This is a genomic window from Hydrogenovibrio sp. JE_KL2 (genome assembly GCF_009296185.1).
Lineage (GTDB): Bacteria > Pseudomonadota > Gammaproteobacteria > Thiomicrospirales > Thiomicrospiraceae > Hydrogenovibrio.
On the sequence record NZ_WBJR01000001.1, the window covers coordinates 822,855 to 834,977 of the forward strand.

General features: G+C 43.2%; 15 protein-coding genes and 1 riboswitch. Of the genes, 7 read left to right on the plus strand and 8 right to left on the minus strand.

The features are described from left to right. Positions 1-3: 3 nt before the first annotated feature. The 5 genes from F8R13_RS03935 to F8R13_RS03955 are packed head-to-tail and all read right to left on the minus strand — an operon-like array spanning position 4 to position 3,393. Positions 4-621 (minus strand): phospholipid-binding protein MlaC, encoded by a 618-nt coding sequence (locus tag F8R13_RS03935; RefSeq protein ID WP_152831986.1) that lies wholly within the window; start codon positions 619-621, stop codon positions 4-6. Then, positions 618-1,091: an outer membrane lipid asymmetry maintenance protein MlaD gene (mlaD, locus tag F8R13_RS03940; protein ID WP_152831987.1), complete on the minus strand. Its 474-nt coding sequence runs from the start codon at positions 1,089-1,091 to the stop codon at positions 618-620. Before mlaD ends, F8R13_RS03935 begins: the two co-directional genes overlap by 4 nt. A 31-nt stretch (positions 1,092-1,122) precedes the next feature. Further along, complete coding sequence (gene mlaE, locus F8R13_RS03945; protein WP_152832114.1) at positions 1,123-1,878, minus strand: lipid asymmetry maintenance ABC transporter permease subunit MlaE; 756 nt, start codon at positions 1,876-1,878, stop codon at positions 1,123-1,125. A gap of 26 nt (positions 1,879-1,904) precedes the next feature. Then, positions 1,905-2,702, minus strand: a complete 798-nt coding sequence (locus F8R13_RS03950) for an ABC transporter ATP-binding protein (protein ID WP_152831988.1) — start codon at positions 2,700-2,702, stop codon at positions 1,905-1,907. A 58-nt stretch (positions 2,703-2,760) separates the two neighbouring features. Continuing rightward, positions 2,761-3,393 carry a hypothetical protein gene (locus F8R13_RS03955; protein ID WP_152831989.1) on the minus strand — a complete coding sequence of 211 codons (633 nt, stop codon included), beginning with the start codon at positions 3,391-3,393 and terminating at the stop codon, positions 2,761-2,763. A gap of 73 nt (positions 3,394-3,466) precedes the next feature. Between F8R13_RS03955 and F8R13_RS03960 the strand changes: the two genes are divergently transcribed. From F8R13_RS03960 to mgtE, 7 genes are all read left to right on the plus strand, one after another. Next, a complete protein-coding gene (locus F8R13_RS03960; RefSeq protein WP_152831990.1) occupies positions 3,467-4,456 on the plus strand; it encodes a calcium/sodium antiporter in 990 nt (329 codons plus the stop codon). Between the two features lie 44 nt (positions 4,457-4,500). Further along, positions 4,501-5,043, plus strand: a complete 543-nt coding sequence (locus F8R13_RS03965) for an HAD family hydrolase (RefSeq protein ID WP_152831991.1) — start codon at positions 4,501-4,503, stop codon at positions 5,041-5,043. A 48-nt stretch (positions 5,044-5,091) separates the two neighbouring features. Further along, the gene (lptC, locus tag F8R13_RS03970; protein WP_152831992.1) at positions 5,092-5,655 is read left to right on the plus strand and encodes an LPS export ABC transporter periplasmic protein LptC; all 564 of its coding nucleotides are present in this window, start codon (positions 5,092-5,094) and stop codon (positions 5,653-5,655) included. After that, entirely contained in the window at positions 5,627-6,187 is a 561-nt protein-coding gene (lptA, locus tag F8R13_RS03975; protein ID WP_253806343.1) for a lipopolysaccharide transport periplasmic protein LptA, read from the plus strand. The genes lptC and lptA overlap by 29 nt, the downstream gene beginning before the upstream one ends. Continuing rightward, positions 6,187-6,909 (plus strand): LPS export ABC transporter ATP-binding protein, encoded by a 723-nt coding sequence (lptB, locus tag F8R13_RS03980; RefSeq protein ID WP_152831993.1) that lies wholly within the window; start codon positions 6,187-6,189, stop codon positions 6,907-6,909. Before lptA ends, lptB begins: the two co-directional genes overlap by 1 nt. A gap of 147 nt (positions 6,910-7,056) precedes the next feature. Beyond that, positions 7,057-7,386, plus strand: a complete 330-nt coding sequence (gene hpf / locus F8R13_RS03985; RefSeq protein WP_152831994.1) for a ribosome hibernation-promoting factor, HPF/YfiA family — start codon at positions 7,057-7,059, stop codon at positions 7,384-7,386. A gap of 126 nt (positions 7,387-7,512) precedes the next feature. Then, a complete protein-coding gene (gene mgtE / locus F8R13_RS03990; RefSeq protein ID WP_152831995.1) occupies positions 7,513-8,859 on the plus strand; it encodes a magnesium transporter in 1,347 nt (448 codons plus the stop codon). A 36-nt stretch (positions 8,860-8,895) separates the two neighbouring features. Here the strand turns inward: mgtE and F8R13_RS11450 are convergent, their stop codons facing one another. From F8R13_RS11450 to secF, 3 genes are all read right to left on the minus strand, one after another. Further along, on the minus strand, positions 8,896-9,045 hold the full coding sequence (locus F8R13_RS11450; protein ID WP_172967684.1) for a hypothetical protein: 150 nt from the start codon (positions 9,043-9,045) through the stop codon (positions 8,896-8,898). Positions 9,046-9,147: 102 nt separating this feature from the next. Then, positions 9,148-9,222, minus strand: a riboswitch (cyclic di-GMP riboswitch). A gap of 117 nt (positions 9,223-9,339) precedes the next feature. Further along, the gene (locus F8R13_RS03995; RefSeq protein ID WP_152831996.1) at positions 9,340-10,914 is read right to left on the minus strand and encodes a peptide chain release factor 3; all 1,575 of its coding nucleotides are present in this window, start codon (positions 10,912-10,914) and stop codon (positions 9,340-9,342) included. A 169-nt stretch (positions 10,915-11,083) separates the two neighbouring features. Further along, positions 11,084-12,118, minus strand: a complete 1,035-nt coding sequence (secF, locus tag F8R13_RS04000) for a protein translocase subunit SecF (RefSeq protein ID WP_253806317.1) — start codon at positions 12,116-12,118, stop codon at positions 11,084-11,086. Positions 12,119-12,123: the final 5 nt, after the last annotated feature.

Below are 12,123 nucleotides of genomic sequence, written 5' to 3' on the forward strand. Positions count from 1 at the left end.
AAATTACACCTTATTCTTTTCTTTAAGGGATGCAATCACTTGATCTATTCCCTTAGCGTCAAATTCGGATGCAAAGATTTTTCGATAGTTCAATAACAAGCTAATGCCTTCAATCGTCACGTCATACAGCATCCACTTATGTGTGTGGTTGTTTAAATAGGCGCGATAAATTACCGAAGACACGTTCCCATCGGATTGAGTGACATCTGTCTCAACAGTCGCTCTGCCTTCACGAGGCTCTTCAACACGAGTCACTTTGATTTTTGATACCTTTAACTTAATCAAGCTTTGTGAATAAGAACGAAGCAAAGTATTTTTGAAAGCCTCTGTAAACTCTTCCTGCTGCTTAGGCGTTGCTGAACGCCAATATTGCCCCATGACATAACGTGCCATTTTTGGCGTATCCACATAAGGCAAAATATATTCATCAGCAAACGCCTTGACCTTTTCTGGGTCAGCGTTCAACGCTTCTCTTTGAAGATCAATCTGTTTCAAAACAGTCTGGGAAAGTTCCTGAACCATTTCTTTAGGGTCAGACTGATTAATCTGAGCTTGCGCACCTGTAACAATCAAAGATGCCAACAAACCAAACAAAACTGCTATTCTGCGCTTAAAAATCATTTTTTATTCCCACTATCACCTAACTTAGTTAAGAACTGACCGATTAACTCTTCCAAGACCAATGCTGATTGCGCTATATCGATCTGATCACCATTCTTAAGGTATTCATCATCGGCTCCTGGAGTTAAACCAATATATTGATCTCCAAGTAAACCAGAAGTCAGAATGGATGCCGAGGTATCTAGTGAAAGTTTGTTGTACTCCTTATAGATGTCCATCACCACTTTCGCACGATACGTTTTTTGATCCACCGAAATAGAATCGACACGCCCGACAACAACGCCACTGATTTTGACCGGCGCCCTAACTTTAAGGCCGCCTATATTAGAAAATAACGCGCTAACTTGGTAGGTAGGCTTGTCTTGAAACCCTTGAAAGTTACTGACTTTAAATGCAACAAAGATCAATGCAACCAATGTCATTAAAACAAATGCACCTACCCATATCTCTATACTGGAACGACGAAACATATCAAGAATTCCTTACACACACTTGCGTAGATTAATTAAACATTAATGCGGTTAGAACGAAATCTAACCCTAAAACCCCTAACGAGGCATGCACAACCGTTCGAGTGGTTGCTCTACTCACACCTTCAGATGTAGGTATGGCGTCTTGCCCCTGAAATAGGGCAATGATTGAAACCAATACGGCAAATGCAACTGACTTTATCATGCCGTTGACCACATCATCTTTCCAGTCGACATGAGCATGCATCTGTGACCAGAAAGCGCCGTCATCAACACCTAGCCACCCCACTGCAACCAAATAGCCACCAAAAATCCCCATACCAATAAACATCATAGAAAGCATTGGTAGCGCAATAATCGCTCCCACAAGCCTTGGCACAAAAATGAATTTCAAGGGGTCTACGGCCATCATTTCCAATGCTGACGTCTGCTCTGTAGAACGCATTAAACCAATTTCCGCAGTCAATGCCGAACCCGCTCTACCTGCAAATAACAAGGCAGTCACCACAGGCCCTAACTCACGCAACAGAGAAAGTGCCGTCATGGTTCCAACCGCCTCTTCAGAATTATAATCCACTAGGACATTATAACCTTGCAGACTCAGCACCATCCCAACGAACAAGCCAGCCGTTAAAATAATCGGTAAGGATAAAACACCTGAAAAATAAACTTGCTTAACGAGCAGGTCAATGCGGGTAAACGCGTAAGGCAGTGCCGGCACCAGAGAAGCAACAAATAAAGCGCCCCTGCCAACCGAGGATGCAACCCCCAGCGTTACCTTCCCCATCGTAAACAACAAAGAGTGAAAATAATTCAGCAAGACAAATCCTCTATGTAATCCGTTGCCGGATAGTGGAAAGGTACCGGACCATCAGGCAGGCCTCGTAAAAACTGTTTAACATACTCTGAATCGGACGCCAGCAATTCTTCCGGCGTGCCTTGAGCAACAATTCTACCTTCGGAAATGACACAGGCAAAATCAGCAATTGAAAGCACCTCTTTAACATCGTGAGATACCACCACGCTTGTCAATTTTAGACTTTGGTTCAGTTTTTTTATCAAAGACACCAAAATCCCCATTGTGATTGGGTCTTGCCCTACAAAAGGCTCGTCATAGAAAACCATATCAGGGTCTAGCGCAATTGCCCTCGCCAAGGCAACTCGACGAGACATCCCTCCCGATAACTCGGAAGGCATCAATTCCAACGCCCCTCTTAAGCCTACCGCCTGCAATTTCAGCTTAACAATGAGTTCTATCAGGTCTTCAGGAAGGTCCGTGTGCTCTCGAATTGGAAAGGCGACATTTTCAAAGACATTCAAATCTGTCAATAACGCGCCAGACTGGAATAACATTCCCATCCGGCTCCGCAACACATAGAGTTGAGATCGCGAAAGCTTGTGTACATTTTTATCATAAACCGTAACACTACCCGAATCTGGCACCAACTGCCCGGCGATCAACTTAAGTAAAGTTGTCTTTCCCGTTCCGCTAGGTCCCATAATCGCAGTAATCTTACCCTCGGGGATATCCAGGGTAACATCATCAAAAATAACCCTATCCCCTCTCTGGAATCTAAGGTTTTCAATTCGAATAACAGTTTCTGTAGTCATAGCGACTCATCATAACAAAATTGCCTAAATAAAAGAATCATTGAACATTGAGATGATATTAATATCCCAACAGCTCCAACAGCAACTTTAAATCCGTCATATGCTTGGTCGACACATCTTCATCGATGGCGAAGACAAAACCACCTGAATAATCATGTGGCAATGACTCTAAAAATGGGGTCACAGTTTTCTTTAATTGACTCATTGGATAATCGTTCATGCGAACCAAATACAATGGCTCTCCTGTCAAAACACCCAATTCCGATTCAAAAGACCAACCCATTAATTGTGACCTAGAAGCACAAGAAGTTAATTTATAACCAAGCGGCTCAAGCTCTGACTGGAGAACATTCATTTCAGCCTGGGATAAATTAAACCCCAAAACACCAAAAGCTTTATCTTTTAGCCATTCCTTGATGTTTTTTAACTGTGACAAAACGCTTTCATTAAAAGCACTTACTTCAAAAACCACAAAGAAATATTCGGGTTCATGTAAAACCTCAAATTCTTCAATATGCTCTTTAGTCCACCCTTGCCATTCGGCTTGGGGCAAAAGGATTGCTTTAAAGTGTTGACCGTAAAAATCCAACTGCCATTCGACAGGCATATCATCAGGATAAAAGTCGCCATTCCAACTTTTATGAGCCCAACCTCGAGTCCCTACCAATAAATTTTCAACTTCATTTGCCATAAGCTTTATTTATTTTAATTATAAAAAACCCTATAATAACGACTTTACGCAAAACAGTCTAAAAGAAAACTGTATGACAATGACGCTCATTTTACCAAGTTTGGTATTACTCGTAGGACTAGCCCTTCTTGTCTGGAGTTCAGACATTTTCATTGACGGTGCGGCAAGCACAGCGACCCACTTAAACATCTCTCCCCTAATTATCGGAGTAGTGGTTTTAGGCTTCGGGACTTCCGCTCCAGAAGTACTAGTCTCTATCTTAGCGTCAATTGACAACAGCCCTGGATTAGCCGTTGGTAATGTCATAGGTTCGAACATCGCCAACATTGGACTAGTGCTAGGAATAACCGCACTGATTTCGCCGATTGTCGTCAAATCATCACTTCTAAAACGTGAATTTCCTATTTTACTCGTTGTCTCAATACTAGGTCTGTTTTTAATACTCGATCATGAGCTGGGGAGATTGGACGGAATCATCTTGATCGGCACGCTCATTTTCGTCATGGCTTGGATGATCAAGGCCAACAAAACAGTCGATAAACACGACCCACTTGTTGAAGAAACCATCGAAGAAATCAAAGACCTACCGCAACTATCCCTCAAAAAATCCATCATTCTCCTTTTAATTGGACTGGTTATTCTGATTGCCAGCGCCAAGTTAATGGTATGGGGCGCTGTAGAAATTGCCCAGTATTTTGAGGTTCCAGACTTAATTATTGGTCTAACAATCGTTGCTGTAGGAACCAGCTTACCTGAACTTGCAGCCGCCATTTCTGCCGCCAAAAAAGACGAATCTGACCTAATGATCGGAAATATTTTGGGCTCAAATCTTTTTAACCTGCTTGCCGTTATGGCAATGCCTGCATTGATAGACCCTTCGCCAGTAGACAACTCGACTTTAATTATTGATTACCCTGTCATGTTGGGAATGACTTTAGCCATGTTAATTGTCGCACTTCCAAGAAATGGCAGCGCAGTCATCACGAGAGCCGAGGGAATGCTTCTAACGCTCAGTTATCTTGGCTATTTGGTACTACTTTATTATAGAATGGTTCACCCCTAAGAACGTCGTCTCAAAAGTTTGTACGAAACAGCAAGGTAGTCAACATGGATTTTCAAACCAATATTTTAGAAAAAGCCGCCAAAATCAAACTCCTGATTCTGGATATCGACGGTGTTTTATCCGACAACAAACTCTACTACGGCGACAATGGTATTGAATACAAAAGCTTTCATACCCGCGATGGACACGGCATGGTTATGCTGCAACAAAGCGGCATCGAAATCGGGATTATTACAGGTCGCAAATCTCCCCTTATCGACAAACGAATGAAAGATCTAAAAGTCAAACATGTCTATCAAGGCGTTCCAGATAAACTCCCTACCTTTTTGAAGCTAGTAGATGAATTGGGATTAGATTTGAGTGAAATCGCCTATATGGGAGATGATATTCTTGATCTACCAATCCTTACCCGCGTTGGGCTTGCCGCCTGCCCTAAAAATGCAGACACGGAAGTTCCGCAACACGTTCACTACGTTTCACACTTTAACGGTGGCGAAGGCTGTGTTCGTGAAATGTGTGAATTGCTTCTAAAATCTCAAGGACTTTGGCAAAAACATATAGACTTTTACCTTAGAAAAAGCCTATAAAATAGCTAAGATAAAATTTATCAGTACAAAACCAATGAGGGATAGCTTATGAAAAAACGCTTACCAATGATTCTGGTTTTTGTACTATCAATTTCCCTTTTGTTGATCAACACCCAACAAAACTTCTTACAATCACCCAACAAAACACAGCCAGAGCGTCCAAAACTAACCTACAGCTGGCAAATTTTTGACTCTACCACTTGGCAAGTCAATAAAAATACCTCTGAACAACAGCAAACCTACTTAACGGCAAAAGCCATTCACTACCAGAACAACTCAAAACAAAGCGACTTCACGGCGCCCTTTTCAATCCAACAAAAGCCGAACGAAACCTTATTGATTCGCAGCCAGAAGGGAAGCAGCCAAAACGATCAAACCATCCATCTGGAAGGTAATGTTCAAATAGAAAGCGCATCCCATAACAAAGAAAATAAAAGCCTTAAAACAGAACAAATTACTTATAATAGCCAGACAGAACAGTTGGTAAACCATGTCTTTACCCAGCTAAAAACGCCTAACGTAACCATTACGGGCGTTGGTTTTTCTGCCAATTTGAAGCAAGACCAATACAAATTTGAATCGAATGTTAAAACGCAATACCAACCTCACTAAACAAACTCTTTCTTCCGTGCATAGCATTTTCTTTCTTATGCTGGCGTTCACCACCCTATTCTGTGCTTTTTCCGCTCAAGCAGAAAACACAGCGAATACATCTGACGAAAACCTCCCCGTTGAAGTCACCGCCGACTCATTGAATGCGAAAGACAAGGAAGGCATTAGTGTCTATCAGGGGAATGTCGTCATCACGCAGGGAACGACAACCATAAAAGGCGATAAAGTCACGTTACACCACCCTCAACGTAAAATATCGACTGCGATTGTGATTGGCAAGCCAGCCACTTTTAGGCGTTACCTTGAAGAGGAAAAAGGTTGGGTCACCGGTCATGCCGACAAGATAACCTACTCTGCTACACAAAAAACACTGCTACTTGAAGGCCATGCCCAAGTGATTCAAGAAGGCAAGAATAGCATCAGCGGCCCTAAAATACTTTACGACCTAACCCGAAAAACCCTATCTGCAAAAGGCGAAAAGCAACAGCGTATCAAGATGATCTTCACACCTGACGAGCAGGAACAAAAATAATGGCGACTTTCTACGCTCGCGGTTTGGCTAAAAGCTACAAAAGACGTGTAGTCGTAACCTCTGTTGATTTAGATGTTTGCAGTGGTGAAGTTGTTGGTCTTCTTGGTCCAAATGGTGCCGGTAAAACCACCACCTTCTACATGATGACCGGGCTCGTTAAAAACGACGGCGGTGATATTTTCTTAAACGATCGTAATATCAGCGACCTTTCCATTGACCAGCGCGCCAAGCTCGGCATTGGTTATTTGCCGCAAGAAGCTTCTGTTTTCAGAAAGCTGACCGTCAGACAAAATATTATGGCGATTCTTGAGATGCGCAATGAACTACCAAAAGAACAGCAAAACCAAAAATATGAAGAGTTAATAGACGACCTACAAATTGGCCACATCACAGAACAATTAGGTCAAGCACTGTCGGGCGGTGAAAGACGCCGCGTGGAGATCGCACGAGCACTAGCAATGGAACCCGACTTTATCCTTCTTGACGAACCTTTCGCAGGGGTTGATCCGATCTCGGTAAAAGACATTCAAAATATCATCTTACATTTAAAACAAAAGGAGATCGGTGTTCTGATTACCGACCATAATGTGAGAGAAACATTAGGGGTTTGCGACCGCGCGTACATCCTTCATGCCGGCACAATCCTTGCCAGCGGAACCCCACAAGACATCCTCGCAAACGAAGACGTCAAGCGAGTTTATCTAGGCGAAAACTTCAAGTAATTTTTCACTTTTCCGCCACGAACACAAACTAACGCAAAACGCTTTTATGCTATACTGCAATTGAAGACGTGATAAACACGCTTAACATAAAAATCACATAAAAATAAACGAACTGCACATCGCAAACACAGGCAAAGGAGCGATATTATGCAAATCAATATCACAGGTCACCACATCGACATCACAGATGCACTTCACGATTACGTTACAGAAAAAATGCAAAAGCTAACCAGACATTTTGACCATGTCACGATTGCTCATACAATTTTGACTGTTGAGAAGCAAGGGCAAAAAGCAGAAGCAACTGTTCACGTTTCAGGAAAAGATTTATTTGCCGAACACACCACTGATGATATGTATGCCTCTATTGATGGCTTGGTTGACAAACTTGACCGTCAAATCATCAAGTACAAAGAAAAAATCGGAAGCCACAATCAAAAATCTGGCGGCATTAAAAACATGGCAGAAGAAGCCTAAATGCATCCGAAAGAAAAAAGGGCCGTTGGCCCTTTTTTTATGGGAGTTTTTCATCTAATCCCTCTTATTATTACCCCATAATTGTTTTAGAATAACCCAAATTAACCAACAGCCCTGGCCGCCAATATGCCTCAGACTAGCGACAAACTTCAAATCACAGAACAACTACTCGAAGCCGTCAATGCGAATAATGAGGATTATGCTCAGCAAATATTGACCAGCCTTGTTCCTGAAGAAATCGCCGAAATACTTGAGGCGACACCACCCAAACAGCGTTATCCGCTTTGGGTACATCTGACCCCTGAGATTCAAGGGGAAGTCATCGGGCATACCAACGAAGAAGTTCGTTCTTCTTTATTGCAGCAACTTGATAACAAAGAAATTATTGAGTTAACCGAAGAATTGGGAACCGATGATATCACCGATATCGTTCAATCCCTGCCTGAAGAAGAACAACAACACGTCCTAGATAACCTTTCGGATGAAGAAAGAACCGCTGTAGAAACGGCTCTGAGCTACCCTGAGAACACCGCCGGTGGTCTGATGAGTACCGATATTGTTACCGTGCGTTCAGACGTCAGCCTAGAGGTTGTGTTGCGTCTTTTGAGAAAAATGGGGTCTCTGCCTGAAGCGACACTTGATTTGATTGTAAGGGATCGTGAAGGTAAATATGAAGGCGTGCTAAGAGTTAACGACCTTATCACCAACGATGAAGATACGCTCGTTCATGAGCTGATCAAGAAAAAAGATGCTATCAAAGCAACCACATCTGACAAGGACGTGGCGCATTACTTTGAAAAGAACGACATCATTTCTGCCGCGGTTGTCGACGAAAACAATTTGATTCTAGGTCGTATCACTATCGATGATGTCGTTGATATCATCCGTGAAGAAGCTGAGCATGCGCAAATGGCTAGCGCAGGTTTAACCGAAGAAGAAGATTTATTCTCTCCACCTCTTCGCTCAGCCAAACGTCGTTCTTTTTGGCTGGGAATCAACTTACTGACCGCACTATTCGCATCTGCCGTGATTGGTGTCTTTGAAGCCACGATTCAACAAATTGTCGCCTTGGCGATACTCATGCCAATTGTCGCCAGCATGGGAGGCATTGCCGGCACGCAAACTGCCACCATTGTCATTCGCGCATTGGCGACCGGAAAATTAGGCGCAAAAAACAGCCGTGCACTGGTTCTAAAAGAAGGTACCGTTGGTTTTTTAAATGGTTTAATCTGGTCGGTTTTAACTGGAGCCACTGCGGCTATTTGGTTTGATCAACTATCATTAGGAATGATTTTTGGTGCGGCAATGCTGTTGAATTTGATTGCGGCTGCAATCGCAGGTGCGATAATCCCGTTAATACTCAATAAGCTAAAAATAGATCCTGCGCTAGCATCTGGCCTTATGCTAACGACAGTAACGGATTCTTTAGGATTTTTCGTATTTCTGGGGTTGGCGACAATTATCTTGGTTTAAGAAAAAGAGCCAAAAAGCTGCTTTTTTCGCAAGGATTTAAAACACCCTCGCTAAGACATCTTCACTATAGGCGTATGCAGTTGCTGCAGTAAGAAAGATCGTCACAAACAACCACTTCAGCACCATAGGTGTCTTTTTATTTTCCCGAAAAATATTCGATTTGCGTTTGACCAATTTGACTGCCATTTTGCAATTCCTTTTTTGATAGCATCAAGGGGTCTAGCTAGGATAAAACCAGATTACGATATAACCGCAACTTTTGCCAAAGTAAAAGCGGCTATATAGGCAAATGGCAACCCGGCTATCTTAGAAAGACCCGTGGCTTTCCGTCCTTACTTCACAGTAAGTTTGGCTCAACATTATTGTTAAATATGGTTTTCGATATGCATTTATGACACATTTTTTTCACAAATGCAATATAAATCATTAACTTATAGAATATTTTTGTTTTTTATTTTCTAAAACCGTCTTAAAAAAAGATCAATGTTCTCGTGTAGCAACGAACTGCAAGTTTGGCCAACGCTCTTCCATCAAGCTTAAATTTACCCTTGTAGGCGCGATGTAAACCAACTGATCCGCCGCATCGTAAGCCACGTTCTCTTTTACCTTCGCCAAGAATTTTTCAATCTCAGACTTTTCGCCCATTATCCAACGTGCCGTCGAGACATTCACCGCTTCAAACAAACATGAGACGTTATATTCATCTTTCAAACGCTGCGCAACCACTTCAAACTGCAACACACCGACAGCACCCAATATCAAATCGTTATTGGCGATTGGGCGGAACAACTGTGTCGCCCCCTCTTCGGATAGCTGCGTCAGACCTTTTTGCAAAGCTTTCATCTTCATCGGGTCTTTTAATTGCGCGCGACGGAAAAGCTCCGGCGCAAAGTTTGGAATACCCGTAAACTTCAAGTCTTCGCCTTGCGTGAAAGTATCCCCAATCTTGATTGTACCGTGGTTGTGCAAGCCGATAATATCCCCGGGATACGCTTCTTCTGCATGGTCACGTTTGTTGGCAAGGAAAGTGATGGCTTTCGAGATTTTGACGTCTTTACCGATACGCACATGCTTAAGCTTCATACCGGCCTCATACTTGCCGGATACAATGCGCATAAATGCAACCCTGTCTCGGTGCTGTGGATCCATATTTGCCTGAATCTTAAATACAAAGCCTGTCAACTTGTCTTCATCTGCACTGACCGTACGCGTTTCAGTTTCACGCCCTTTTGGTGGTGGCGCGTACTCTGCAAAGCCATCCAACAGTTCTTGTAAGCCAAAGTTGTTCACCGCGGAACCGAAAAACACTGGCGTCAGCTGTCCATCCAAAAACGCATCCAAATCAAACTCATGGCTCGCGCCACGTACCAGCTCGATTTCCTCTCTCAACTCTTCTGCCATGCCACCGATTTTTTCATCCAGCAGCGGGTTGTCCAAGCCTTCAATCAACTCACCAGCAGACGCATTCAAGCCGTCAGCCACTTCAAAAAGCCTAATGGTATCGTTGTATAGGTGGTAGATTCCTTTAAAGCGTTTCCCCATCCCTATCGGCCAAGTCATTGGCGCACAGCTGATTTTCAAAACCTCTTCAACTTCATCAAGCAGCTCAATCGGCTCTTTACCTTCACGGTCAAGCTTGTTGATAAAGGTCAGAATTGGCGTATCACGCAAACGACAAACTTCCATCAATTTGATGGTTCTGTCCTCAACCCCTTTTGCGACGTCGATAACCATCAATGCCGAGTCAACGGCCGTTAGAGTACGATAAGTATCTTCCGAGAAGTCTTCATGGCCCGGGGTGTCCAACAGGTTCATCATTACTTTTTTGTAAGGGAACTGCATCACGGATGAAGCAACGGAAATCCCTCTTTCCTGCTCCATTTTCATCCAGTCGGATGTTGCACCTCGGTCGGTCTTACGGCTTTTCACCGCACCCGCCATCTGAATCGCACCACCATAAAGCAACAGCTTTTCTGTTACCGTGGTTTTACCGGCATCCGGATGGGAAATAATCGCAAACGTTCGTCTTTTATTTTTTTCTAACTGTAAGGACATAAGGGTCAAAAACTCAAACTATCTAAGTGAATTGAAATGGATCAATTTAAATCTGTTCTATCAAAATCTTCCACTGCAAATAAAAAAACTGCCAGGTTGGGGGGGGGATAGACCCAACCTGGCAGATTTTCGTTGCGTAGAGCAAACCCACGCAGGAAGATTGATACGGCTATTTTTTCTTTTGTGAAGCCAGCTTAGCTTCTCTTTGTGCTTCCTCTTCCAAGAAGAGTCTGGTTAGCTCTTCTTCTTGTTCATCTCGGCTTGCACCTTCTTTGACGGGTTTCATCAAGTCTTCTTTCGAAACGCCCAACGCCAATGCAATGGCACTTGCGATGTAAGTTGAAGAATAGGTACCAACTACGATACCCACAATCAATGCCATCGCAAAGTTGTGAATGATTTCCCCACCAAAAATGAACAGCGCAATCAATACCACCAACGTCGTGAAAGACGTCATGATGGTTCTTGCCAACATTTGGTTAACCGCTAAGTTGGTGACATCAACCGGTGATCCTTGACGTTCGATACGGAAGTTTTCACGCACACGGTCGAATACAACGATGGTATCGTTCAGCGAGTAACCGATAACCGCAAGAATGGCCGCCAGCACAGTCAGATCAAACTGCGCTTGTGTCCAGGCAAAGACCCCCACGGTAATTGTCACGTCATGAATCAAAGCCGCAACTGCCCCAACAGAGAAACGGAACTCAAATCGTAGCGCGACATAAATCAAAATACCGATCAACGCATAGATAACAGCTAGGAAACCGTCTTCGGTCAGCTCATCTCCAACCTGAGGCCCAACAAATTCAACACGTCTAAGGTCGATTTTATCGTCGTTGTTTGACTTCAAAACTCCCAAAATTTGATTGGAAATTTTCGAAGAATTTACACCTTCACGAGGCGCAATACGAATCAACACATCTTCGGCAGAACCGAAGTTTTGTACAACCGCCTGATCAAAACCGTTCGCTTGTAGATTCTGGCGAATCTTATCAACATTGGCTGGCTTGTCATACGCCAACTCAATAATCGTCCCGCCCGTAAAGTCGATACCAAAGTTCAAACCTTTGGTGAGAATCCCGACAATGGAGGCGATGATCAAAATCGTCGATGCCACCATCGCGATCTTGCGTTGTCCCATGAAGTTAATCAATTTTTGTTCAGACATATTCGTTTTATCCTGATTCTTATCTGTTGCCATGTTTC

Coding starts and splice junctions, on each gene's coding strand:
- secF (WP_253806317.1), bottom strand. CDS start 12,118: ATGGCAACAGATAAGAATCAGGATAAAACGAATATGTCTGAACAAAAA.
- F8R13_RS03955 (WP_152831989.1), bottom strand. CDS start 3,393: ATGGCAAATGAAGTTGAAAATTTATTGGTAGGGACTCGAGGTTGGGCT.
- lptA (WP_253806343.1), top strand. CDS start 5,627: ATGTTAAAACGCAATACCAACCTCACTAAACAAACTCTTTCTTCCGTG.
- mlaE (WP_152832114.1), bottom strand. CDS start 1,878: ATGGGGAAGGTAACGCTGGGGGTTGCATCCTCGGTTGGCAGGGGCGCT.
- lptC (WP_152831992.1), top strand. CDS start 5,092: ATGAAAAAACGCTTACCAATGATTCTGGTTTTTGTACTATCAATTTCC.
- F8R13_RS11450 (WP_172967684.1), bottom strand. CDS start 9,045: ATGGCAGTCAAATTGGTCAAACGCAAATCGAATATTTTTCGGGAAAAT.
- mgtE (WP_152831995.1), top strand. CDS start 7,513: ATGCCTCAGACTAGCGACAAACTTCAAATCACAGAACAACTACTCGAA.
- F8R13_RS03965 (WP_152831991.1), top strand. CDS start 4,501: ATGGATTTTCAAACCAATATTTTAGAAAAAGCCGCCAAAATCAAACTC.
- F8R13_RS03950 (WP_152831988.1), bottom strand. CDS start 2,702: ATGACTACAGAAACTGTTATTCGAATTGAAAACCTTAGATTCCAGAGA.
- F8R13_RS03960 (WP_152831990.1), top strand. CDS start 3,467: ATGACAATGACGCTCATTTTACCAAGTTTGGTATTACTCGTAGGACTA.
- F8R13_RS03935 (WP_152831986.1), bottom strand. CDS start 621: ATGATTTTTAAGCGCAGAATAGCAGTTTTGTTTGGTTTGTTGGCATCT.
- mlaD (WP_152831987.1), bottom strand. CDS start 1,091: ATGTTTCGTCGTTCCAGTATAGAGATATGGGTAGGTGCATTTGTTTTA.
- hpf (WP_152831994.1), top strand. CDS start 7,057: ATGCAAATCAATATCACAGGTCACCACATCGACATCACAGATGCACTT.
- F8R13_RS03995 (WP_152831996.1), bottom strand. CDS start 10,914: ATGTCCTTACAGTTAGAAAAAAATAAAAGACGAACGTTTGCGATTATT.
- lptB (WP_152831993.1), top strand. CDS start 6,187: ATGGCGACTTTCTACGCTCGCGGTTTGGCTAAAAGCTACAAAAGACGT.